This is a genomic window from Polycyclovorans algicola TG408 (assembly GCF_000711245.1).
Lineage (GTDB): Bacteria > Pseudomonadota > Gammaproteobacteria > Nevskiales > Nevskiaceae > Polycyclovorans > Polycyclovorans algicola.
Genome location: NZ_JOMH01000001.1, coordinates 2,872,206 through 2,895,155, shown reverse-complemented (window position 1 = coordinate 2,895,155; position 22,950 = coordinate 2,872,206). Strand labels below are relative to the sequence as shown.

The window sequence follows — 22,950 nt, the reverse complement described above, 5'->3', positions numbered from 1 at the left end:
CTGCAGTCCCTGGCCTCAGGCGGCTTCGGCCTTGGCTTTGGTGACCCGCGCTTTCTTGGGCGCGGCCGGCGGTACGCCGAAGTAGATCCCGTTCTGTCCCTTCGAGGTCTCGAAGTACTGCTCGGGGGTGAAGACATCGACCTCGATGTTCAGCAGGCGCGCCTCGTAGGCGGCGGCAATGCGGTTGGCCTCGTCACGGCTGATGATGTCGGCCTTGGCCGCCTCCGGCGCCATGAGTTCGGGCTCGCCGCGCGGCAGCTTGTTGGCCTTTTGCGCCATCACCACCTTCTGCAGCGCCGGCTCGGCATCGGCCATCAGCCTGAAGGTGTTGACGAGTCGGCCAAAGCCCGGCTGATCTGCCGGCGGGAAATAAACCCCGTCGTGCAGGCGTTTGTACTGCTCGCCATAGGTTTGCGTGGTCAGTGCGGCTTTGTGGCTTAGGGCGTCGTCCGGCAGGCTGCCGACCGGGTTGATGCGCACCCACCACAGCCCCAGCACTCGCAGCGCTGCGCCGACCGGGCCGTCGAAGTTGGCGTAGATGCCCTCGAACGCTTCCTGCACCTGCGCCATGGCGTACTGGACGCTGTAATGCAGCAGCGGCAGGTCGTCACGGCGCGCGCCCTCGGCCTCGAAGCGCCGCAGTGCGCCGCTGGCGAGAATCATCCACGCCAGTGCGTCGGCATAGCGGCCGGTGAGATTGCCGCGTGCCTTGAGCTTGCCGCCAAGCGCGAACATGGCAATGTTGGTCAGCATCGAGAAGCGGCTGGCGGCCCAGCCGAGGCGCCGGTAGTGCACCTTGGTCGCGCCGTGCACGTCCTGCGGCATCGGAACCGACCAGCCACGCGTCACGCTGCGCACCAGGCTGCGGCCGGTGGTCGCGAAGAAGTGTCCGAACCACGCCAGCAGGTTGCTGCGAAATGCCTCGACGTCATCGGCTTCGGCGGCGTTGACCACGTTCAGGGCGTAGGGGTGGCAGCGTGTCGCGCCCTGACCAAAAGTGATCAGCGTGCGCGTCATGATGTTGGCGCCCTCAACCGTCACGCCCACGGCGGCGCTGGTGTAGCCGGGGCCGAGAATGTTGTTGGGGCCCTGCATCACGCCGGCGCCGGCAAAGATGTCCATGCCGTCGGTGCCGAGCTGGCGCGCCACCTCGGTGGTCCAGGCCTTGAGCACCGCCGACACCACTGGCGGCTGCTCGCCATTGTCGATGGCCGAGCAGGCGTGAACGCGCGCGCCGTCCATCATGTAGGTCAGGGCGTTGATCTTGGCGATCTTCGATTCGACGCCCTCCATCCGGCCGATCGGAAACGAGAACTGCTGGCGGATCATCGAATACGGACCGGTCGCCGCAGACACCAGCTTGGCGGCACCAATGGCGCCTGCCGGCAGCGAGATGGCGCGGCCGCCGGCGAGCTGTTCCATGAGCATGCGCCAACCCTGGCCGGCCTTTTCGGCACCGCCGATGATGTTGTCGGCCGGCACGATCACGTCCTTGCCGACCAGCGGGCCGTTGTAGAACGGCTCGCCGATGGGCAGGTGGTGGTCGCCATTTTCGAAGCCCGGCGTGTCCTTGTGAATCAGCACACAGGTGATGCCGGGGTATTCGCCCTTGCCCAGCAGGTCGTCGGGGTCATGCAGGTTGCAGGCCAGGGTCACCAGGTTGGCCACCGGTGCCAGCGTGATGTATCGCTTGCGGAAGTTGAGCTTGATCTTGACCTCGTCACCTTCCTTGAACACCACGCCCTCAGCCTTGATGCTCGCGGCATCCGAGCCGGCGGTCGGTTCGGTGAGGCCAAAGCACGGCACGTACTCACCGGCGGCGAGCTTCGGCAGGTAGCTTTCCTTCTGCTCTTGGGTGCCGTAGTGCTTGATCAGCTCGGCCGCGCCCAGCGAGTTGGGGATGACCACGAAGGTCCCGACCGTGGCATTGACCGGGCTGATCTTGGTCAGAATCGTGCTGATGGCGAGGCTGGAAAACGCCTTGCCGCCGTATTCCTTGGGGATCAGGAAGCTCATGAAGCCTTCGCGCTTCAGGAAGCTGAGAATCTCGTCCGGGATGCGCCGTGTGCGGTTGACGTCGTAGCGGTCGACCATGTCCAGCAACTCGTTGACCGGCCCGTCAAGAAATGCCTGCTCTTCGTCGGTCAACTGGCTGTAAGGACTGGCCAGAATTTTGTCGAAGTCGGGATTGCCCCGAAAATACTCGCCGTCAATCCACACCGTGCCGGCTTCAAGCGCCTGCCGTTCGGTATCGGAAATACGCGGCAGGATGTTGTTTGACTTCATCCATTTCATCAGCGGTGAAAACATGGGCAAGGCCCTCCAAAAGTTGAGTTCGGTCCCAGTTTGTCGCAGTGCAGCAAGGGGTGCAAAAAAAATGCCCCGGCGGTTTGTCCCTCAGCGACCGGTTTTCGGGCCCACTTAGGGCCTGTTAACAATTGGCGCATCGCTGCGATACGGCAATTGTTAACAGGCCCTAGGGCGCCTTGGTGAAGCGCAAGGTCATGCGGTCACTCTCGCCAATGGCCTCGTAGCGGGCGCGGTCCTTGTCGCCCAGGCGCAGCGACGGGGGCAGCGTCCAGACGCCTTCGGGATGGTCGGCGGTGTCGCGTGGGTTGGCGTTGATGTTGGAGATGCCGCTGAGCGTAAAGCCAGCCTCTTCAGCCAGACGAATGACCTCGGCCTGCAACATGTAGCCGCTTTCGTCCTGCGCGCTGACCGGACGCCCCGCAGGCAGACGATGCTCGACCACGCCCAGCGTGCCGCCGGGTTTGAGGACCTTGTGAAAGGTGCGAAATGCCGCCCGCACGCCTTCATCACCGCCATTGCGCCCGTACCAGCTGTGCACGTTGCGGAACGTCACGACCAGATCAGCCGAGGCCACAGGGGCGATCTCGGTGAGATTGGGAAGCTCGAACGCCGTGACCGATATTTCGTCATAGATCTGCGGTGCGGCCTTGATCTTGTCCATGAACTGGGTGTGGGATTTGCGGAAGTACTCGACCGTCGATTCCGGGTTGAAATGTGCGGCGTAGAGCTTGCCGCTGCCGCGCAGATAAGGCGCAAGAATTTCGGTGTACCAGCCGCCGGCGCCTGGGGACACCTCAACCACGGTCATGCCGGGCTTCAAGCCAAAGAAGTCCAGCGTTTCGGCGGGGCGGCGAAAGCCATCGCGGGCGGCAAATTCGGGCGTGCGGTGCGACGAGGCCAGCACTTCGGTCAGGCGGGCGTCGGGCGCCGCAGCGGTCGCGTGCGCGCCCAGCAGGGTGCTGGCAGCAACCAGTAGCGCAGCGGCAAACGGGTTAGCGGTGGGCATCGTTGAGGCTCCAGTCGTAGTCGGTAAAGGCGAGGGTGAAGTCCTGACGGCGCAGCCTTGCGCGCTCGGCGTCGGTGTCAGTCAGCCACTCGGCATGCTGCGCCAGCCATGCTTTGCGGTCGACACGACCTTGCACCGTAAAGTCGTCACCGTACCAGTCCAGCAGGGGTGTGACGTGCAGGGTGCCGCTCTCGGCGTCGAAGTGATTGCGCGCGCGATCCTGCAGAAACCGCTGTGTGGCGGTGTCGAGCTGCGTCGACAACTGTGCGGCGGTAAACGGCCGGGGCTGCAGCGCCGGGCAACCCACCGACGCGCAATTGACGGCAAAGTGGATGCGCGGGTCGGGGTAGTGGGCGCGCAGGGTGTCGTGCTCCAGCCAGTCCAGGTGCCGTTTTTTGCCGAGCAAGCTGAAGAACTCGATCTTCCACGCCGAACGGAACAGCGAACCCAGATCGCGTATCGACTTCAGGTCGGGGTATTCGGTGAGAATCAGCGCCAGGGTGAAGCCGTTGTAGGCGTTGATGAGAAAGGCCATCTGCTGGTCGCGCGACCAGCCATCAAAGGTCTTCTGGCTGACGGCGGACCAGTCTTCAAGCAGCGCGTCCAGCCGGGCACGGTCTTGCTGCAGGCCGGCATAGTCCACGCTGCCGCGCGTCCGGTCGTCACTGAGCTGGACATGGTCTGTCAGCAGGGCGCCGTAGTCGCCGTAGTCGTGATCAAAGGCCAGCGCGGGCGCACTGACCAGCGCTGCCAAAAGCCCGCACAGTGTCCAAAAGCGTTGAAGGTGCATGTGGAAAACCTCGGGTGCGCTAGCGGCGGCGCCAGGCGTGATAGCGCGCCACCCAGGCCAGCAGTTTCTCGGGCTTGTGCGCCTGCTTCCACTGTCCGGCGACGTATTTGTTGGCCTCGGCCAAGGTCGGGTAAATGTGAATGGTGCCCAGCAGCTTGTTCAGGCCGATGCCCTGCTTCATCGCGAGCACGTATTCGGCAATCAGATCGCCGGCATGTTCCCCAACCAGGGTGACGCCCAGAATTTTGTCCTTGCCGGGCACGGTCAGCACCTTGATGAAGCCGTGCGCCTCGCCGTCGGCGATCGCGCGGTCCAATTCTTCGAGTGCATAGCGGGCGACCTCGAAGGGAATGCCTTTTTCGCGGGCCTCGGTTTCACTCAGGCCGACACGCGCCACCTCCGGCTCGGTGAACGTCGCCCAGGGAATCACCGAGTAGTCGACCTTGAACGGCCCGCCGCGCAGCGTCAGCAGCGGCGCAAACAGGCTGTTCACGGCGGCGTACCACGCCATGTGGCTCGCGGTGTGGGTGAACTGGTAGGGGCCCGCCACATCACCACAAGCAAAGATGTGCGGGAAGTTGGTCTGCAGAAAGTCATTGACCTCGACGGTGCGCCCGGTTTTGACGCCGATGTCTTCCAGCCCGAAACCGGTCAGCCGCGCTCTGCGGCCCACGGCCACCAGGATCTCGTCAAAGGCAATGGCCGATTCGCTGCCGTCGTGTTCAACGATGAGCCGTTTTTCGCCGTCCTTCAGTTCGGCGCGCACGGCTTTGGTGTTGATGCGAACGTCCACCCCTTCGGTTTCGAAGCGCGCCTGCACCAAAGCCGATACGTCGGGGTCTTCGCGGCCCATCAGCCGCGGCTGCATCTCAACTTGAGTCACGTGACTGCCCAGCCGTGCAAACGCCTGAGTCAGCTCCGAGCCGATGGGGCCGCCGCCGAGCACGACCAGCCGTTTCGGCAGTTCGGTGAGTTCCCACAATGTATCGGAGGTGCGATAGCCCACGTCATCCAGCCCTGGAACCGGCGGCACGAACGGCCGCGCGCCGGTGGCGATGACGATGCCGCGCGCGGTGAGGCGCTGGCCGTTGACCTCGACGGTCCACGGGTCGATGAAACGCGCTTCGCCCTTGATGCATTCCACCCCCAGATCGGTGTAGCGCTCCACCGAGTCGTGCGGCTCGATGGCCTTCACCGTGTCGTGCACCCGCGCCATCACCTTGGCAAAGTCGGGCCGCCCGCTGACCCCGGTAAAGCCGAATTCCTCGGCCCGCGTGAGGTGACTGGCGTACTTGGCCGAGCGGATCAGTGCCTTCGACGGCACGCAGCCGGTGTTGAGGCAGTCGCCGCCCATGGCGTGCTTTTCGATCAAGGTGACCTTGGCCTTTACGGCGGCGGCGATGTAGCTGCTCACCAGCCCGGCGGCGCCGGCGCCAATCACGATCAGGTTGCGATCAAAGCTTTTCGGCCGCGCCCAGCCGGCATACACCTTGCGCGCCTTGATGATGGCGATGATTTTTTTCGCGATCAGCGGAAACACACCCAGCAGCACGAAGGCGCCGATCAGCCCGGGCGAGAGAATGCCGCCCAGCGATTCCAGTTGTGCCAACTGGGTGCCGGCATTCACGTACACCATGGTGCCGGGCAGCATGCCGAGCTGGCTGACCCAGAAAAACGTCGTGGCGCGCATCTGGGTCAAGCCCAGCAGCAGGTTGATCAGAAAGAATGGAAAGATCGGCACCAGCCGCAGGGTGAACAGGTAAAACGCGCCTTCTTTCTCGATCCCGGCGTTGATGGCCTTCAGACGGGCACCGTAGCGGGCGTCGATTGCGCCCCGCGCCACGTAGCGGGCTACCAGAAAGGCGCCGGTGGCCCCGACGGTGCTGGCAAACGAGACGATCAGCAGGCCCCACCCGAAACCGAAGATGGCCCCGCCGGCCAGGGTGAGGATCGCCGCGCCGGGGAGGGAGAGCGCGGTGGCCAGCACGTAGATCACGAAGTAGGCCAGCGTCATCAGCCACGGCTGCGCGTCGCGCAGTGCGATCAGGTCGCCGCGCTGGTCCTGAAGGCTGGCCAGCGAGAAATACCGGCCGAGGTCGAAGGCGAAAAAGGCACCGATCAGCGCGACCAGCACGGCCAGCAACAGCAACCTTTTCAGCATGAAAGTGACCTCAGGTGGTACTGCCGCCGCAGGACGAACCGGCCCCGGCGGTGCAGGCAAAACAATGGGCGCCCACCCGAATGTCGCGGCGCAGCAGGGCCTCGGCATCGAGCGTGCGCAGGGTCATCGGTGCGCCGCTGTCATCAATGATGGGCAGGTCAATCTGCTGATTGAAATCACAGTCATAAAGCTGCCCGTCGGCCCCGACGCTGATCATGTCGCGACACATCACGCCGCGCGCCGCTTCGGGGTTGAAGGCACCGCTGAGCTTGTCCATGTAAGCATCGAGCTGGCCGCTCTTGCGCAGGTGCAGGGCGAAGCGGTTGATCGGGATGTTGGTGATGGTGAACAACTGGTTGAAGACGATGCCGTAGCGCGCCTGCAACTCACGCTTGTAGTCGGCCTCCAGCCCGGCCTGTGCGGCGGGCAGAAACGGCCCGACGGGGTTGTAGACCAGGTTCAGCACGCGGCCGCTGTCAGGCTGGCCGTAGCCCAGCGCATTCAGCCGCTGCAGGCCCGCGATGCTTTTCTTGAACACGCCGCTGCCGCGCTGCCGGTCGGTGAACAGCGCCTGGTAATAGGGCAGGGAGCAGATCACCTCGACGCCGTGGGCGGCGAAGAAGTCGGGCAGGTGGCCCATGTTCTGGCCGGTTTGTGGGTTGCCGTCGAAGGTCACCGTCAGGTTGTGGCGCACCATCACCTGTCGGCCCAGTGCGCGTGCGCCGATCACCAGTCGCTCAAAGTCGGGGTGCAGCTCGGGCGCGCCGCCGGTGAGGTCCAGCGCGGCGATGCCGGGGCGGGCCTCCAGCAAGGCCAGCAGGCGGTCGATATCGTCGGCCGGCAGGGCTTCGGTACGTGCGGGTGAGGCGTCGACATGGCAGTGCCGGCACGCCTGGTTGCACAGCTTGGTGAGGTTCACCTGCAGGGTGCCCAGTCCGGTCGCGTCCAGCCGTAGCCCGATGTCGCGCAATCGCGCGGCGAAGTCGTGGCGGCGGTCCAGGTCGGGCGGCAGGGCTTCGGTGACGACGGGAATGTCCAGGACCATGTTCATGATCAGCAGCAGGCAGGACCGGCGGCGGCCGCAGCGCTCGGGCCCGACACCGCGCAGTCGAACAGGCCGAAGTGGGTGCCTTTTTCACCGTCAACCCGAAAATGCGGGGCGTAGCGGGTGGCCGCCAGCATGTCGGCGGTGTTGCCGCAGACGCGCATCGGCCGTCCGGCTTCCAGCCGGTGGTGATCGTCGAGCACGAAGGCGTGCGGTGCCTCGGCCAGGGTGCCGAGGTAGGTCGCCACCTGGCCGTAGTCTTCGCAGCGGTCTTCAAGGTCGAGTTTGAAGGCACGCACCGTGGCCGAGGTGAAGTTGACGAAGCCGATGCGGCGTTCGATTTCGGGGTTATGGATCGCCAGCGGGCTGCTGCTGACCATGCGGCTGTCGCGGCAGCCGACCTCGGCCATCAGTCGGCGGAAGTCTTCGGTGTAGAGCGCGCCGCTCAGACATTCGCCGCGCAGCAGGGGGTCGTTGCCCAGAGTCTCGGGGATGCGCCGGTCGGCGAACACGTCAGAAAAATACAGCTCGCCGCCGGGCTTGAGCACGCGCATCAATTCGCGGAACAGCGCCGGTTTGTCGGGTGACAGGTTGAGCACGCAGTTGGAAATCACCACGTCGACCGAGGCATCGGCAATCCCGGCCGTGGTCAGGTCCTCGATATAGCCCTGACGAAAATCAACGTTGGCGAATCCGAAGCGCTCGGCGTGCCAGCCCTGATGACGGCGCGCCACGTCGAGTTGTGCCTCGGTCATGTCGACACCAATCACCCGGCCGCTGGCGCCGACCAGTTTCGACAGCATGTACACGTCGCGGCCGGTGCCGCAGCCCAGATCGAGCACCGTGGCACCGTCAATCCCCGCTGGAATCGGCGAGCCGCAGCCGTAGAAGCGGTCCTTGATCTCGGGGTGAATGTCTTTCAGCAGCGCGATGAGGTGCGGCGGCATGGCCTCGCTCAGGCAGCAGGCCGAGGTCTGCAGGTCGGCGGAGGATTTCAGGGTTTCGCCGTAGTAGCGGCGCACGGCGTCGAGGGTGTCTGGGTTGCCGGTCATAAAGGAGGTTTGAGCACAGGGAGTTTGGAGTACGCAGATTACGCGCCTCGGGTTGCAGTCGGTGTCGTCCAGCGTCCTCAAGAAATGTCGCAGCGTCCGATCATGCGCGACAGGTTGTTACGCTTGCAGACATGATCGAAACCCGCTCGCCTTCGCACATGGCCTCTTTGCTGAGCAGCGTTGGACTGCTGCTGCTCGGTGTCGGCCTGCTCAACACCTTTCTGGCCGTGCAGGCGGCGGCGATGGGCTGGACGCCGCTGGTGATCGGCCTGGTGATGTCGGCCTACTTTGTCGGCTACGGCGTGGGCACCTATGCCACGGCTTACTTGATTCGCCGCACCGGGCATATCCGCGCGTTCGCCGTGTTCGCCGCACTGGCCTCGTGCACGGTGATGGGCCATGCCCTGACTGATACCGCCTGGGCCTGGGCATTGCTGCGGGTGTTCACCGGCGCCAGCCTGGTGGGGCTCTATGCGGTCACCGAAAGCTGGCTGGCCGCCGAGGCGCGTGGCAATGAGCGTGGCGGCTTTTTCGCCGCCTACATGGTGGTCAACCTGCTGGCGTTGGCGGCCGGGCAATTTCTGATGCTGCTCGACACCGATCAGACGTTCGTCCGCTTCGCCGTTATTACGCTGCTGATCAACCTGTCGCTGATTCCGGTGGCCATGACGCGCCTGAACCAACCAACCCCACCGCTGAAACCGCGCCTGCGCATTGGTCACATGGTGCACGCCGCCCCGTCTGCGGCCGTCGGTTCGGGCCTGTCGGGTTTGGTGATGGGCGCTTTCTGGGGCCTGATGCCGGCCCAGGCGCAGCTCGGCGGTGCCAGCGCGCTGGGCATTGCGGTGGTCATGAGCACGGCCATCGTTGGCGGTGCGGCCGGTCAATGGCCGCTGGGGCGCTGGTCGGACGGCCGCGACCGGCGCGGCGTGCTGCGTTGGGTGGCCCTCAGCGCGATGGTCGTCGGGCTGGCGATGGCCACGCTGGGGCAGTGGTGGGCAACGTCGCTGTATCCGCTGATGTTTGTCTACGGTGCGCTGGCGTTTTCGGCGTACCCGATTGCCATTGCTCATCTGGCCGACCGGCTACTGCCGGAGGATCTGCTGGAAGGGGCCAGCGTCATGCTGCTGCTGCACGGCGCCGGCGCGGCATTCGGCCCGACGCTGGCCGGACTGTGGATGCAGGCGCTGGGGCCCACTGCGCTGTTCGTCTTCTTTGCGGTCAGTTGGGCGCTGATGGCGTTGCTGCTGCACCTGCGACTGCGCGTCGAGCGCCGCCAGGAACCGGTCGGCGAAGCGGCCACATTTGTGCCGATGCTGCGCACCTCACCGGCGGCGCTGGAGGCTCTCTACGAAGACGCTGCGGCCAATGGTGAGACGCCGCCGGAACCGGCACCATCCAGCGCAACAGCACCATAAAAAAAGAAACGAGGGGATCGTCATGGCATCAGGGCGCGCGTTGAATCCACTGGACTGGGCATTTCTGGCGGCCGAAAGCGGCCCGACGATGATGCACGTGGGGGCAATGATGACCTTCACGCCGCCGCCGGACGCCAACGCCGAGATGCTGCGCGAGATGATGGACGAGGTGCGCGCCCAGACCCGCGCGTATCCGCCGTGGAGCCTCAAGCTGCGGCACCCGGAATGGCTGGCCTCGCCGTTGCAGCGCTGGATCGAGGACAAGGACTTCGACCCCGAATACCACGTGCGTCGCTCGGCGCTGCCACAACCGGGTGACGAGCGCGAGCTGGGCATTCTGGTGTCGCGCCTGCACAGCCACCCCATCGACTTCACCCGGCCACCGTGGGAAGTGCACTTCATCGAGGGCCTGGAAGGCGGTCGCATGGCGCTGTACTTCAAGGTGCACCACGCGCTGGTCGACGGCTACACGGGCATCAAGCTGCTCTCGGCCGGGCTCTCTAGCTCTGCAGACGACCGCAGCAAGCCGATGTTTTTTGCCCTGCCGGCGGAGCGGCGTGACCGCGACAAGCCATTGCCGGTGGACACCACGCCCAGCTTCGAGTCGCTGCTGGCCGGCCTGAAAGCGCAGTGGGCAACCACCGCGCAGGTCGGCGGGGCGCTGAAGCAGGCGTTCCAGCCCAAGAAATCGGGTCTGGTGGCGCCGATGCAGTCGCCCAAATCCATCATCAATCGCAAGATCAGCCGCAACCGGCGCTTTGCCACGCAGCAGTTTTCGCTCGACCGGCTCAAGGCCGTGGCCACGGGCTACGGCGCCACGCTCAACGACATTTCACTGGCGCTGTGCAGCTTGGCGCTGCGCCGCTGGATGCTGGAGCAGGATGCGCTGCCCGGCGAGCCGCTGACCGCCATGTTGCCGGTCAACATTCGCCCCAAGGACGACCCCGGCGGCGGCAACGCAGTGGGCGCCATTCTGGCCTCGCTGGCCACCGACATCGAAGACCCGGCCGGCTGTATCGCCGCCATCATTGACTCCACCCAGCGTGCCAAAGCGCAGCTTCAGGGCATGTCGGCCGGCGGCATCATGCAGTACAGCGCGCTGCTGATGTCGCCGCTGCTGCTCTCGCAAGTGCCCGGCACGGTCGGGCGGATGCGACCGGCATTCAACCTGGTGGTGTCGAATGTGCCAGGGCCCAAGGAGGCGGTTTACTTTCGCGGCTTCAAGATGGATGCGTACTACCCGATCTCGATTCCGCTGGACGGTTATGGGCTGAACATCACCCTGGTCAGCTACGGCGACCAGCTCAACTTCGGTTTCATCGGCTGTCGCGACTCGGTGCCACACCTGCAGCGTCTTGCGGTTTACGCCGGTGAAGCGCTGGTGCAGCTCGAAGCAGGCCTTGCCCCCCAGCCGACACGCGCCCGAAAGAAGCGGTAAAGCGCTTGCCCGGCCCGCTACAATCGCGGGCTTGATGAGCACCTCCCTGATGAAGTCGTCTGCAGTGGTCGGCGCGATGACGCTGATCTCGCGCGTGCTCGGCTTCGTGCGCGACATCCTGTTTGCCGCCGCATTCGGCGCCGGGGCGGGCATGGATGCGTTTCTGGTGGCGCTGAAAATCCCCAACTTTGGCCGGCGCATGTTCGCCGAGGGGGCGTTCGCGCAGTCCTTTGTGCCGGTCTTCACCGAGACGCGCACGCGCGGCAGTCACGCCGAGGTGCAGGACTTGCTGGCCAAGGTCAGCGGCACGCTCGGCGGGGTGCTCGGCGCCATCACCCTGGTCGGCTGCCTCGCCAGCCCGCTGCTCATGGGCCTGTTCGCCCCCGGTTTTGCCGATGACCCGGCGCAGTTCGCGCTGGGCGCCGACATGCTGCGCTGGACCTTCCCTTACCTGATGTTCATCTCGCTCACCGCCATGGCCGGCGGCGTGCTCAACAGTTATGGGCAGTTCGCGGTGCCGGCGATCACCCCGGTGATTCTCAACATCTGTTTGATTTCAGCGGCCTTCATCGACGGCGAATCGGTACAGGTGCTGGCCTACGCGGTGTTTGCGGCGGGGGTGCTGCAACTGGCGGCGCAACTGCCTAGCCTGCGGCGGTTGAACCTGACGCCACGGCCGCAGTGGGGCTGGCGCGACCCCAAGGTGAAACGCATCATGACCCTGATGGTGCCGATCATGATCGGCTCGTCGGTGGCGCAGATCAGTCTGCTGCTCGACACCATCATCGCCAGCTTTCTGGTTACCGGCAGCGTCAGCTGGCTGTACTTCGCCGACCGGCTGATGGAGTTTCCGCTGGGCCTGTTCAGCATCGCCATTGGCACCGTCATTCTGCCGACGCTGTCGGCGCAATTCGCCAGCGGTTCGGCGGTTGCGTTTTCCGACACCCTGGACTGGGCGCTCAAGCTGCTGTTGCTGGTCGGCCTGCCGGCTGCACTGGGCCTGTTCGTGCTGGCCGGTCCGCTGGTGGTGACGCTGTTCCAGTACCGCGCCTTTACCGCCGTGGATGTCGAGATGACCGCCGCCGCGCTGATGGCCTACGCCTTTGGCTTCATGGGGTTTTCGCTGGTCAAGATTCTGGTGCCGGGTTTCTATGCCCGGCAGGAGACGCGGGTGCCGGTGCGCTTCGCCATCACCGCGCTGCTGTGCGGCATGGCCCTGTCAATCAGCGGCGTGCTGGTGGCGCTGCACCTGGGTTTTGCGGCGCCGCACGCGGTGCTGGCGGCCGCCACCTCAACCTCTGCGTGGATCAACGCCGTGCTGCTCTACCGGCGGCTGCGCAAGGACGGTATTTACGCGCCCGTGTCCCAGCCGTGGCGGGCCTTTGGGCTGCGGCTGCTGCTGGCCAACACGGCCATGGTGGCGGTGGTGCTGGCGCTGCAGGGGCCGTTGTCGCTGTGGCTGGATCTGTCGCTGTTTGAGCGCGTTGCCCGCCTGTTGACCGTGCTTGCTGCCGCAGGGTTGAGCTACGCCGCGGTGCTGCTGCTCAGCGGCCTGCGGCCGCGCCACCTGCACCGGCCCACGCCATGAAACTGGTCCGAGGCCAACACAACGCCGCCGCCCTGAACCGCCCGTGCGTGGTCACCATCGGCAATTTCGATGGCGTGCATCGCGGCCATCAGGCGTTGATCGCCACCGCGCGACGCGAAGCCGACGCGCGCGGCCTGCCGGTCACGCTGTTGACCTTTGAGCCGACGCCGCTGGAAGTCTTTGCGCCCGCGTCGGCGCCGCATCGCGTCACCACCCTGCGCACCAAGCTACGCGACCTCGCGGCGTACGGGGTTGATCAGGTGCTGGTGCAGCGCTTCGATGCCCGCTTTGCCGCCACATCGCCTGACGCCTTCGTCACCGAGTTGCTGGTGCGCGATCTGTGCGCCAGGGCTGTTGTGGTGGGGGACGACTTCCACTTCGGCAAGGCGCGCGGCGGCGATTTTTCGCTGCTCACCGAGATGGGCCAGCGGCTGGGCTTCACCACCCACGCGCTGGGCACAGTGGCAGCCGGCACGCTACGGGTCAGTTCCACGGCGGTGCGCAAGGCGCTGGCAGCAGCCGATCTGCCGGGCGCTGCCGAGCTGCTGGGGCGGCCTTATCGCCTTACCGGCCGCGTGCGCCACGGTCTGCACCTGGGCCGCACGCTCGACATGCCCACCGCCAACCTCCCGGTGTATCGCCCGCTGGCGCTGCGCCACGGCGTTTACTGCGTCGAACTCAAATGCGGCGACCGGGTGCTGCCGGCCGTTGCCAATTACGGGGTGCGGCCGACGCTGGGCGGCACCCCGGCGCTGCTGGAAGTGCATTGTCTTGACAACCCTGGCGATCTTTACGGCGCCGAGGTTGATGTGACCTTCTTGAAGGCGCTGCGCGACGAACTGCGCTTCGACTCGCTGGACGCGCTGAAGGCGCAAATGCAGGCCGACCGCACTGCGGCGCAGGCCTTCTTTTCTTATCCTTAGCGGTTTGCCGCTGGCCGAACAAAGGCGCCCCTCTTGACCATCGATTACAAAGCCACCCTCAACCTGCCGAAGACCGACTTTCCCATGCAGGCCAATCTGGCCAAGCGGGAGCCGGACTGGCTGGCGCGCTGGCAGGCCGAAGACGTTTACGCCCAGGCGCTGGCAGCCGGCGATGCCGAGCGGCCGTTCTGGTTTGTTGACGGCCCGCCGTACGCCAACGGCGACATTCATATTGGCCATGCGGTCAACAAGGTTCTCAAGGACATGGTGGTCAAGGCGGCGCGGCTGGACGGCCATCGCGCCGCGCTGATTCCCGGCTGGGACTGCCACGGCCTGCCCATCGAACTGCAGGTGGAAAAGAAATTCGGCAAGGTCGGCGACAAGCTCGATGCCGCAACCTTTCGCGCCAAATGCCGCGAATACGCCGCCGAGCAGGTGCAGCGCCAGCGCGTCGACTTTGAACGTCTCGGCGTGCTGGCCGACTGGGACCACCCTTACCTGACCATGCTGCCCGCCTTCGAGGCCGAGCAGATTCGGGCGGTGGCGACCATCGCCGAGAATGGTCACCTCACGCGCGGCTTCAAGCCGGTGCACTGGTGTCTGGACTGCGGCTCGTCGCTGGCCGAGGCCGAGGTGGAGTATCAGGACAAGACCTCGCAGGCCATCGACGTGTGCTTTGCGGCCGACGACAGCGCCGACCTGGCCGCGCGCTTTGGCGTGGCCGATGCCACCGGCGCGGCGTTCGTGATCTGGACCACCACGCCGTGGACCTTGCCGGCCAACCAGGCGATCTGCGTGCATCCCGAGTTGGACTACGCCCTGGTGCGTCTGGGCGACCAGCATCTGGTGCTGGCCGCCGGGCTGGTTGACGCCGTGGCCGCGCGGGTCGGGCAGTCGGCCACGCGGCTGGCGCAAGTCAAAGGCAGTGCGCTGGCGGGCAGCAAGGCGCAGCACCCATTCGCCGGACGGGTTGTCCCGGTACTGACCGGCGATCACGTCACGCTGGAGGCCGGCACGGGTCTGGTGCACACCGCCCCCGCCCACGGCGCCGACGACTACGCGGTGGGGCTGCGCGAAAGCTTGCCGGTGGACAACCCGGTGGCCTCCAACGGCGTGTTCATTCCCGGCACGCCGGTGGTTGAAGGCCAGCACGTGCGCAAGGCCGATGCGCTGGTGATTGACGCCCTGCGTGAGTGCGGCGCGCTGCTGCACCTGGGCAGCCTGCATCACAGCTACCCGCACTGCTGGCGCCACAAGACACCGTTGATTCAGCGCGCCACGCCGCAGTGGTTTATTGCCATGGACGGCGCTGGGCTGCGCGAGCAGGCGCAAAAAGCGGTGGCCGAGACGCGCTGGATTCCGGCGTGGGGCGAGGCGCGCATCGCCAAGATGGTTGCCAGCCGCCCCGACTGGTGCATTTCGCGCCAGCGGTATTGGGGCGTGCCGCTGGCGGTGTTTGTGCATCGCGAAACCCAGCAACTGCATCCCGATACCCCGGCGTTGCTTCGACGCGTCGCCAATGCAGTAGAGCAGGGCGGGTTGGAGATGTGGTTTGACTCCAGCAACGCCGATTGGGACGTGGGCGACGAGTACGAGAAAGGCACCGACACCCTCGACGTGTGGTTCGACTCCGGCGTGGTGCACCAGGCCAGCTTCAAGGCGCTGGGCATCGAGCGGCCGGTGCAGGCCGATATTTATCTGGAAGGCTCGGACCAGCATCGCGGCTGGTTCCAGTCGTCGCTGCTGACCAGCGTCGCCATGCACGGCCGCGCGCCGTACACCAGCGTGCTGACCCACGGCTTCACCGTCGACGAGCAGGGCCGCAAGATGTCGAAGAGCCTCGGCAACGTGGTGGCCCCGCAAAAGGTGACCTCGACCCTGGGCGCCGACGTGCTGCGCCTGTGGGTGGCCAGCAGCGACTATTCCGGCGAAATCGCCATCTCCGACAACCTGCTCAAACGCGTTGCCGACGCCTACCGGCGCATCCGCAACACCGCGCGTTATCTGCTGGGCGCCCTCGACAGCTTCGACCCAGATACCCAAACGGTTGCGCCTGACCAACTGGTGGCGGTGGACGCGTGGGCTATCGCCGAAGCGGCCGCGCTGCAGGCGGAATTGCAGCAGGCCTATGCCGCGCGCGAGTTTCACCGCGTCTATCACCTGCTGCACAACTACTGCGTCAACGACCTGGGCGGGCTGTACCTTGACCTGCTCAAGGACCGCCTCTACACCACGCCGCGCGCCAGTCACGCGCGGCGCTCGGCACAAACCGCGCTGCTTCATATAAGCGAAGGGCTGGTGCGCTGGATTGCGCCGATCACATCATTCACGGCCGATGAGATCTGGCAGTTGATGCCTGGTGACCGCAGCGCGTCGGTATTCGCGCAGCGCTGGCACCGTTTCCCGGAAACCGACGGTGCGCAGCTGGACTGGGTGCGCCTTGCTGCGGCACGCGAGGCGGTCAAGAAGGTGCTTGAAGACCTGCGCGCGGCGGGCACGGTGGGCAGTGCGCTCTCAGCCCAGGTGCAACTGACCGGCGACCCGGCACTGCTCACCGCGCTGCGCCAACCGGGAGACGAGCTGCGCTTTTGGTTCATGACCTCGGCGGCCGAGGTGGTCGACCACCTTGAGGGCGGCGAGCGCTTCACGCTGCCCGGCGGTGACACCCTGACCGTGTTGGCGCACGCCAGCGACCACACCAAATGCGAGCGCTGCTGGCATTACCGCCCCGATGTCGGCGTCGAGTCGGTCCATCCGACACTGTGCGGCCGCTGCGTCGAAAACCTTGAGGGACCCGGAGAGGCACGGCGCTGGATTTGAGCGCCACGCCGATCTCGGTGGGTGCCCGCGTCAAAACGCCGGTCGTGATGGTCGTCGGGAGGCCGTAGGCTGGGTTGAAGCGTCAGCGAAAACCCAGCACGCATGGGCGCTGCAGCCGCTCCGACGGCGACCGGGGGCGGTATCGGCGAGGTCTGCCGCGCCTGCGGCGCGCCCTCTCCCGGCCTTCGGCCACCCTCTCCCGCACGCGGGAGAGGGGACGCTGGGTCCGCCGGAATGACGGTTTTTGTGCCAGGAGTTACGTGTACTTGAATCAAGAACGCTAGGGCCTGTCAACAATTGGCGCAGCGATACGGCAATTGTTAACAGGCCCTAAAACTGCATCCGCAGCTTGAAATACAGGTCGGCCGTCAGGTCATCACGTGCGGTCTCGTCCAGCCTCAGGTTGTCACTGACCAGGTCTTCGGCGTAGGCCATCGACAGGTCGACGTATTCGCCGAAAGTCACGTCCAGTCTCAGCCCCACGTCGGCCAGTCGCACTTCGTTGAGGCCTTCGTTGGAGCGCGCAGTGCCGCCTTCGAGCAGCAGGGTTGGGGTGAAACGCATGCCCAGCCGCTTGAGCGGCGGCGCTGACAGTTCAATGCGCCCCAGCGCACCTTCGTCGCCGGCAGCGGAGCCGGGCAGAAACGCCGTGAGGTTGTTGAACCCGCCGAGCACCCATTGCTGCTGCTGCGGCATGCGGTCGTCGCTGAACTGGGCGGCAAAGGTGGTCGCAAGTTGCCAGTCGGCAAAGATCGGGTATTTCAGCGTCGCCACCGGGCGCAGGTAGGTGTAGTCAAGCCCGGCGTTGGTGGTGGCCGCCACCTGATCTTTCAGCCCCTGCCGGTAGCTCAGCGAGGCATCGGTTTGCAGCGCGCGGCCAAAGACGGCGTCCTTGCGGCTGTACAACAGGCTCAGCTCAGCCGAGTTGTACCGCTCGTCGAGCAGCTCGCCGCGTGTGCCCTGGACGGTTTGGGTGGTGCTGTCATTGCGATCAAACTTGACCTCGGTGATGAGCCGCTGGCGGTAGCTTGCCAACCACGGATAGAGCCAGCGCACGTCGTAGACCCGGATGTCGGCGTCGATGCGAAAGCCCTGGAATGCAAAGTCGTAATCGACCTTGCGCGCGCCGCCGCCGAAGATGCCCCACGGCGTGACCCGCGAGACCACCAGATTGAGCTCGTGATAATCCCCGTCGTTGGCGTTGCTGCCGATCTGGCTAAAGCCCTCGCGCCAGCCAAGACTGATTTCATCGCCCCAAACCGAGCCGATGCCGGCATTGAAGCTGCCCAGATAACGGCTGACAAAGCGCGTGCCGGGGTTGCCGAATTCGGCGCTGAGCTTCGAGGCGACCTCGCTTTCGACCGAAGCGATGTCCATCACCGTGTCGCCGTCGTCGCCGTCCTTGATCACCGGCTGGGCGACGGTCCCGGCGCGGTCGGCGTGCATGGTGGCCAGAAAGCGCCGCGGCTCAAGCGAGTGGACCGTGAGGCTGTCGTCACCCTCCAGTCCGCGAAAGTATTTGGCGATGTGCGGCGCGCCCATTACCCGGTCGACACCGCGGGTGTCGAGCAGCACGTAGACCGTGTTGCCGACACGGGCGTAGCGGATTTGGCACGCCGGGTAGCCGGCGGCATAGCAGGCTGCGCTGAGGCGGCGCACCACATCCGACAGTGAGGTGGAGACCTCGACAATGCCGTCATAAAGCGCGTCCGACACCACGTCGGCGCCGTGCAGTTCAAGGGTGTACTGCTCGAACTTGAGGCTGCGCACTGGCGGCTGTGCACGAATCTCGGCGGCACCGCTTTCGGTGGGCACGGTGGGCGGTGGCAAGCTGACAGACATGAACGATTCCGGTGCAAATGAATGGGCAAGTGGCGCTAGCGCGTCCGGGGAGGGTAGAGCAAGGCGGCCTGGTCGGCTGCAGGCAATTCTTGACAGGCCAGGTCGGCAGCAATGAATCGCGATGGTCGCAGTGCGTGCTGCAGGGCGTCGGGCAACGGCACGGGTCGCTGCATGATTTGTGCGGCCAAGACCTCACCGAGCAGCGGCGCCCACACCGCGCCGCGCGAAGCATAGCCGGCGGCGATCCAGACCCGGCCATCTGTCGACAGCGGCCCCACTGTTGGCAGGCGGTCGGGCCAGGCGGCGCGAAAGCCGACCCAGCCACTGGCGATGGCGTCGGCGCTCACCTCGGTGCCGGTCAGGCGCTGCACCCGCGCCAAGTTCTCGGCATGGCTCTCGGCGCGCATGGTGGAGTCATCGTCGCGGTCATAGCTCGCGCCGACCAGGGTGGCACCATCGGCCAGCGGTGCCACGTAACCGTCGCCGCAACGCACGGTCAGCAGGTCGGGCAGGGTGCCGGGATTGAGCGTCGTGGTCTGGCCCCGTGTGCGACGCATCGGCAGCGGCCGGCCCAGCACGTCGGGCGTGGCGGCCGCGCAGGCCAGGACCACCGCATCGTGGGCTGCCAGCAGGTCGGCAAGCGTGTTGCGGCTGTTCAACTGCACGCTGATGCCGGGTCGTGCCAGCTCGGTTTCGCACCACAGTCGCGGGTTCAGCGCGCCGCCTTGGGGAATATGGAACCAGCGTGGATCATCGCCGTCGCGCCCCAGCGGCTGCATCAGGGTTGGCGGCCACTGCTGTTCGCGAAGGGCTTCGACCATGCGCGCCGGATCATCATCACCGGGCTTGCTGCGCTGAATCACCCCGCACGGCGACCATGCGGGGTGATCGGCATAGACCTTGATGGCGTGCTCAAACGCCAACCGGGTCAAGCTTGAGGCCACCGTGGGCTGTCGCGTCAACCAGGGCCGCACCACCATGCGCGGCGCGGCCGAGGCGCCGCTGGCGACGTTGGCCATGCGCTCGAAGACGGTGACGGCCACGCCGGCGAGCGCCAGTGACCGCGCCACGCTGCACCCGGCGAGGCCGGCGCCCATGACTGCGACCTGCTTTGGCGTCTTCACCGACATGGGGCGAAGCGCGGATCGTCCCCTCTCCCGCCTGCGGGAGAGGGTGGCCGAAGGCCGGGAGAGGGCGCGCCATAGGCGCGGGGGGCCCAGCTAACATCACCGGCCCCTTCGGGTGCCGCCCTCTCCCCCGGCCCCTCTCCCGCAAGCGGAACAGGGGGGCAGAAGCGCCACGAATTAAGCATGCGTTATTTCATAAGCGCGATGCGCCGGCGGCGGGCGTTTGAAGTCTTCATCCAGCGTCTCGGCGGTGATGTCGCGCACCTGCATACCCAGCGCCGCCAGCGCGGCTTCGTCCAGCTCGAACTTGCGGCGGTTGGTTGAAAACAGCAGCACGCCGCCGGGCGCCAGCAGCCTGAAGGTATGGGTCAGCAAGCCGACGTGATCGCGCTGGATGTCGAGCGTGTCTTCCATCTTCTTCGAGTTGGAGAAGGTCGGCGGGTCGCAGAAAATTAGGTCGAACTGCGGTGGGCGCCCCTTGGCAGCCTGCTCTTCCAGCCACGCCAGACAGTCGGCGCGGAACAGTCGGTGCGGGTTGTCGGCCGAGGCGCGGCGCTCCGGATCGACGAGTTTTGAGCCGTTGAGCCGCAGGTTGCGCTCGGCCCATTCGAGATAGGTGTTCGACAGATCCACCGACACGCTGCTGACCGCCCCGCCCACCGCCGCGTGCGCCGTGGCGGCGCCGGTGTAACAAAACAGGTTCAAGAAACGCTTGCCGGCCGCGGCTTTCTGAATGCGCAAGCGCATCGGCCGGTGGTCGAGAAACACGCCGGTGTCGAGGTAGTCGGTGAAGTTCACCTCCAGCAACACGTCGTGCTCAACAATGCGCGTTGCGGTGCCCTGGTGACCCATCCGCTGGTATTGCGCCGTGCCTTTCTGCGCGCGACGCACCTTGAAGTGCAGCCGGTCGGGCGGCACGTCCAGCACCTCGCAGGTGTAGGCCAGCGCCGCCCGCAGGCGCTTTTCGGCCTGCACCGTGTCGATGGACTTGGGTGGCGCGTATTCCTGCAAGTGGATCTGCCGCTCGGGCGTGGCGTACACGTCGATGGCCACCGCGTATTCGGTCAGGTCGGCGTCGTAGACGCGGTAGTTCTGCACGCCGCGCCGCTTGGCCCACTTGGCGAGGTGTTTGGCGTTTTTCTGCAGACGGTTGGCAAAGTCGCTGCCAAAGCCGTCCTTGGCGATCTCGGCCACTGTGGGGATGGGCTGTGCGGCAGATTCCCGGGCCTCGGCAGATTTGGCCGCCCGCGCCCACGGCGACGCCGGGGTTTCAGCCGCGTCGGTGTTCTCGGTATCGGCGTCAGGGACCGCGACCGGTTCGCTGGCGGCGGCACGCGCGGCCGGGCCGCCAATGTCGAATTGCAGCAACTTGCAGGGCAGCGCGCCGTTGTAGAGGCTGTGGATGCGCGTGGCACGCAGGCCAAGCCGCGGCGTCAGGTCATCGCGCTGGGTGAGCAGCGCCACCTGCCAGCCGGCAATCGCCTTGGGCCAGCGCGCGCCGAGCAGCGAGTACAGCTTGATGATGTCGCCCTCCGACCCCAGCCGCTCGCCGTAGGGCGGGTTGCAGATCAGCAGGCCGGGCGCGGGGCAGGGCGGGGCGGCGGTGAGGGCGTCCTGCTCGATCCAGCGAATCTGTGCGAAGAAACCCGCCTTGGCGGCATTGGTCTGGGCAATCTGCAGCACGCGGCGGTCGGTGTCGCTGCCAATCAGCGGCGGCAGGTTTTTCAGGCCTTCGGTGAAGCGTTCATCGGCCTCGGCGCGCAGGCGCTTCAGCAGCGCCGGCACGTGGTCGTTCCAGGCTTCGAAGCCAAAGCGTTGCCGGGTGCGCTGCGGCGCGGCGTCGGCGGCGATCATTGCGGCTTCGATCACCAGCGTGCCAGAGCCGCAGAACGGGTCCCACAGCGGTGCGCCCTCTGCGGCACTCGTGGCCCAACCGGCGCGCATCAACATGGCGGCGGCGAGGGTTTCCTTGAGCGGCGCTTCACCGGCCTGCTGGCGGTAGCCGCGACGGTGCAGCGAGTCGCCCGACAGGTCCAGCGACAGCGTCGCTTTGTCGCGGTGCAGGTGCAGGTGGATGCGAATGTCGGGGTCGTCACGCGCCACGTCAGGGCGGCTGCCCAGCAAATCGCGGAAGGCATCAACCACCGCGTCCTTGACCTTGAGCGCGGCGTAATGGCTGTGGGTGACGGTGGACGAAGTGCCGGCAGCTTCAATGGCGAAGCGTTTGGAGACGTCGAACAGTTCGGGCCAGTCCACGCTGCGTGCCAGTGCGTAGAGCGCCTCCGGATCGGCCACGGTGCCGCCGGCCAGCGGCATCAGCACGCGGCTGGCGAGCCGCGACCACAGGCAGGTGCGATAGGCCGCCTCGCGGTCGGCACGCGCCGAGACGCCGCCATTGCCGGCCTTGACCTCGGTGGCGCCGAAGCTGATCAGCTCATCGACGAGAATCGATTCCAGGCCGCGGCCGCAGGTGACGAACAGCGGCCAAGTATCAGGCGCGATTGACTCGGACAGGGTTTCAGTTTCAAGCACGGATGTCGGCCATGTGCGCCACGACGCGGCGGTTGAGCGCGTCGGGCATCAGGTTGACGAAACGCTTGAACAGCGACGTTTGCAGGCCAATCGGCGTGTGCACGGCGGGGCGTTTTTGACCGCTGAGCTTGAGCAGGATCTTGGCGACATCATCCGGTGTCAGCGAGACGCCCATCTTCGCAGCGGCCTTCATGTCGGGCGCGTTGTCGACCATTGCCGTCTTGACGAAAATCGGCCAGACGCTGAGCACATGGATGTCGTAGCGCGCCCATTCGATGTTCAGCGCCTCGGTCCAGCCGCGCACAAAAAACTTGCTCGCCGAATAGCTGGCGACGCTCGGCTGACCATAGATGGCCGATGCCGAGCACAGGTTGATCACCCGCGAATGGCGCACGTTTTTCAGGAACGGCAGTGCGGCCTGGCAGCCGGCAATCACGCCCTTGATGTTGATGTCGACCAACCGGCTGTGCTGCTCGAACGTGATGTCTTCGGCGCGCCCGGCGTGGAGGATGCCGGCGTTGTTGATCAGCACATCAAGGCGGCCGTCATCACCGGTGAAACGGGTCAGCGCGCGGGTCCATGCGGCCGGGTCGCAAACGTCGAGCACGTGCGGCTGGCAGGCGCTGCCCAGGGCTTTGGCCGTGTCGCGCAGGGCCAACTCGTTGACATCGCCGATGCCGACGGCATATCCCGCGTTGATGAACTGCTGCGCCGTCGCCCGGCCGATCCCTGCCGCACCACCGCTGATGAACACCCGTTTCATGATTGCGCCCGACTCTTGTTGATGCGTTTCGAACGCGCATTGTGAAGGGTGACGGCGGCGGTTGGCGCGCTGAAAACCTTGCGACGTCCGATAATGATGATGTTGGCGCCGCTGTAGGCGCCGTTTTGCAACACG

General features: G+C 65.9%; 16 protein-coding genes. 5 read left to right on the top strand and 11 right to left on the bottom strand.

Annotation, left to right across the window (positions count from 1 at the left end):
• Nucleotides 1-15 precede the first annotated feature (15 nt).
• The 6 genes from U741_RS0113875 to U741_RS0113850 all read right to left on the bottom strand — a co-directional run bounded on the left by U741_RS0113875 (nucleotide 16) and on the right by U741_RS0113850 (nucleotide 8,364).
• On the bottom strand, nucleotides 16-2,310 hold the full coding sequence (locus U741_RS0113875) for an acyl-CoA dehydrogenase (protein WP_052378836.1): 2,295 nt from the start codon (nucleotides 2,308-2,310) through the stop codon (nucleotides 16-18).
• Nucleotides 2,311-2,476: 166 nt separating this feature from the next.
• On the bottom strand, nucleotides 2,477-3,316 hold the full coding sequence (locus U741_RS0113870) for a class I SAM-dependent methyltransferase (RefSeq protein ID WP_029891050.1): 840 nt from the start codon (nucleotides 3,314-3,316) through the stop codon (nucleotides 2,477-2,479).
• Entirely contained in the window at nucleotides 3,303-4,106 is an 804-nt protein-coding gene (locus tag U741_RS0113865) for a DUF547 domain-containing protein (RefSeq protein WP_029891049.1), read from the bottom strand. The genes U741_RS0113870 and U741_RS0113865 overlap by 14 nt, the downstream gene beginning before the upstream one ends.
• A 19-nt stretch (nucleotides 4,107-4,125) precedes the next feature.
• Nucleotides 4,126-6,267 carry a dihydrolipoyl dehydrogenase family protein gene (locus U741_RS0113860; protein WP_029891048.1) on the bottom strand — a complete coding sequence of 714 codons (2,142 nt, stop codon included), beginning with the start codon at nucleotides 6,265-6,267 and terminating at the stop codon, nucleotides 4,126-4,128.
• A 10-nt stretch (nucleotides 6,268-6,277) separates the two neighbouring features.
• Complete coding sequence (arsS, locus tag U741_RS0113855; RefSeq protein ID WP_029891047.1) at nucleotides 6,278-7,318, bottom strand: arsenosugar biosynthesis radical SAM (seleno)protein ArsS; 1,041 nt, start codon at nucleotides 7,316-7,318, stop codon at nucleotides 6,278-6,280.
• 2 nt (nucleotides 7,319-7,320) lie between these two features.
• A complete protein-coding gene (locus tag U741_RS0113850) occupies nucleotides 7,321-8,364 on the bottom strand; it encodes a methyltransferase domain-containing protein (RefSeq protein WP_029891046.1) in 1,044 nt (347 codons plus the stop codon).
• 158 nt (nucleotides 8,365-8,522) lie between these two features.
• Here U741_RS0113850 and U741_RS0113845 point away from each other — a divergent pair, with 158 nt between their 5' ends.
• The 5 genes from U741_RS0113845 (at nucleotide 8,523) to ileS (ending at nucleotide 16,551) form a co-directional block, all read left to right on the top strand.
• The gene (locus U741_RS0113845) at nucleotides 8,523-9,782 is read left to right on the top strand and encodes an MFS transporter (protein ID WP_029891045.1); all 1,260 of its coding nucleotides are present in this window, start codon (nucleotides 8,523-8,525) and stop codon (nucleotides 9,780-9,782) included.
• Between the two features lie 22 nt (nucleotides 9,783-9,804).
• A complete protein-coding gene (locus U741_RS0113840) occupies nucleotides 9,805-11,220 on the top strand; it encodes a WS/DGAT/MGAT family O-acyltransferase (protein ID WP_029891044.1) in 1,416 nt (471 codons plus the stop codon).
• A 34-nt stretch (nucleotides 11,221-11,254) separates the two neighbouring features.
• Nucleotides 11,255-12,808 carry a murein biosynthesis integral membrane protein MurJ gene (gene murJ, locus U741_RS0113835; protein WP_029891043.1) on the top strand — a complete coding sequence of 518 codons (1,554 nt, stop codon included), beginning with the start codon at nucleotides 11,255-11,257 and terminating at the stop codon, nucleotides 12,806-12,808.
• A complete protein-coding gene (gene ribF, locus U741_RS0113830; RefSeq protein ID WP_029891042.1) occupies nucleotides 12,805-13,731 on the top strand; it encodes a bifunctional riboflavin kinase/FAD synthetase in 927 nt (308 codons plus the stop codon). The genes murJ and ribF overlap by 4 nt, the downstream gene beginning before the upstream one ends.
• Nucleotides 13,732-13,815: 84 nt before the next feature.
• Nucleotides 13,816-16,551, top strand: coding sequence for an isoleucine--tRNA ligase (ileS, locus tag U741_RS0113825; protein ID WP_366504377.1), 2,736 nt, complete (start codon nucleotides 13,816-13,818; stop codon nucleotides 16,549-16,551).
• A gap of 330 nt (nucleotides 16,552-16,881) precedes the next feature.
• Here ileS and U741_RS0113820 read toward each other — a convergent pair whose 3' ends face one another.
• The 5 genes from U741_RS0113820 to U741_RS19565 all read right to left on the bottom strand — a co-directional run bounded on the left by U741_RS0113820 (nucleotide 16,882) and on the right by U741_RS19565 (nucleotide 22,949).
• Entirely contained in the window at nucleotides 16,882-18,393 is a 1,512-nt protein-coding gene (locus U741_RS0113820; RefSeq protein WP_029891040.1) for a ShlB/FhaC/HecB family hemolysin secretion/activation protein, read from the bottom strand.
• Nucleotides 18,394-18,428: 35 nt separating this feature from the next.
• The gene (locus U741_RS0113815) at nucleotides 18,429-19,490 is read right to left on the bottom strand and encodes an FAD-dependent oxidoreductase (RefSeq protein ID WP_161776233.1); all 1,062 of its coding nucleotides are present in this window, start codon (nucleotides 19,488-19,490) and stop codon (nucleotides 18,429-18,431) included.
• 207 nt (nucleotides 19,491-19,697) lie between these two features.
• Nucleotides 19,698-22,052, bottom strand: a complete 2,355-nt coding sequence (gene rlmKL / locus U741_RS0113810; protein ID WP_052378834.1) for a bifunctional 23S rRNA (guanine(2069)-N(7))-methyltransferase RlmK/23S rRNA (guanine(2445)-N(2))-methyltransferase RlmL — start codon at nucleotides 22,050-22,052, stop codon at nucleotides 19,698-19,700.
• Nucleotides 22,045-22,818 carry an SDR family oxidoreductase gene (locus tag U741_RS0113805; protein ID WP_152551709.1) on the bottom strand — a complete coding sequence of 258 codons (774 nt, stop codon included), beginning with the start codon at nucleotides 22,816-22,818 and terminating at the stop codon, nucleotides 22,045-22,047. The genes rlmKL and U741_RS0113805 overlap by 8 nt, the downstream gene beginning before the upstream one ends.
• Nucleotides 22,812-22,949: a hypothetical protein gene (locus U741_RS19565; protein ID WP_200872734.1), complete on the bottom strand. Its 138-nt coding sequence runs from the start codon at nucleotides 22,947-22,949 to the stop codon at nucleotides 22,812-22,814. Before U741_RS19565 ends, U741_RS0113805 begins: the two co-directional genes overlap by 7 nt.
• Between the last annotated feature and the right edge of the window lies 1 nt (nucleotide 22,950).

Excerpts from the sequence above, each read along its gene's own strand:
- U741_RS0113875 (WP_052378836.1), bottom strand. The coding sequence starts at position 2,310 with ATGTTTTCACCGCTGATGAAATGGATGAAGTCAAACAACATCCTGCCG.
- U741_RS0113870 (WP_029891050.1), bottom strand. The coding sequence starts at position 3,316 with ATGCCCACCGCTAACCCGTTTGCCGCTGCGCTACTGGTTGCTGCCAGC.
- U741_RS0113865 (WP_029891049.1), bottom strand. The coding sequence starts at position 4,106 with ATGCACCTTCAACGCTTTTGGACACTGTGCGGGCTTTTGGCAGCGCTG.
- U741_RS0113860 (WP_029891048.1), bottom strand. The coding sequence starts at position 6,267 with ATGCTGAAAAGGTTGCTGTTGCTGGCCGTGCTGGTCGCGCTGATCGGT.
- arsS (WP_029891047.1), bottom strand. The coding sequence starts at position 7,318 with ATGAACATGGTCCTGGACATTCCCGTCGTCACCGAAGCCCTGCCGCCC.
- U741_RS0113850 (WP_029891046.1), bottom strand. The coding sequence starts at position 8,364 with ATGACCGGCAACCCAGACACCCTCGACGCCGTGCGCCGCTACTACGGC.
- U741_RS0113845 (WP_029891045.1), top strand. The coding sequence starts at position 8,523 with ATGGCCTCTTTGCTGAGCAGCGTTGGACTGCTGCTGCTCGGTGTCGGC.
- U741_RS0113840 (WP_029891044.1), top strand. The coding sequence starts at position 9,805 with ATGGCATCAGGGCGCGCGTTGAATCCACTGGACTGGGCATTTCTGGCG.
- murJ (WP_029891043.1), top strand. The coding sequence starts at position 11,255 with ATGAGCACCTCCCTGATGAAGTCGTCTGCAGTGGTCGGCGCGATGACG.
- ribF (WP_029891042.1), top strand. The coding sequence starts at position 12,805 with ATGAAACTGGTCCGAGGCCAACACAACGCCGCCGCCCTGAACCGCCCG.
- ileS (WP_366504377.1), top strand. The coding sequence starts at position 13,816 with ATGCAGGCCAATCTGGCCAAGCGGGAGCCGGACTGGCTGGCGCGCTGG.
- U741_RS0113820 (WP_029891040.1), bottom strand. The coding sequence starts at position 18,393 with ATGTCTGTCAGCTTGCCACCGCCCACCGTGCCCACCGAAAGCGGTGCC.
- U741_RS0113815 (WP_161776233.1), bottom strand. The coding sequence starts at position 19,490 with ATGGGCGCCGGCCTCGCCGGGTGCAGCGTGGCGCGGTCACTGGCGCTC.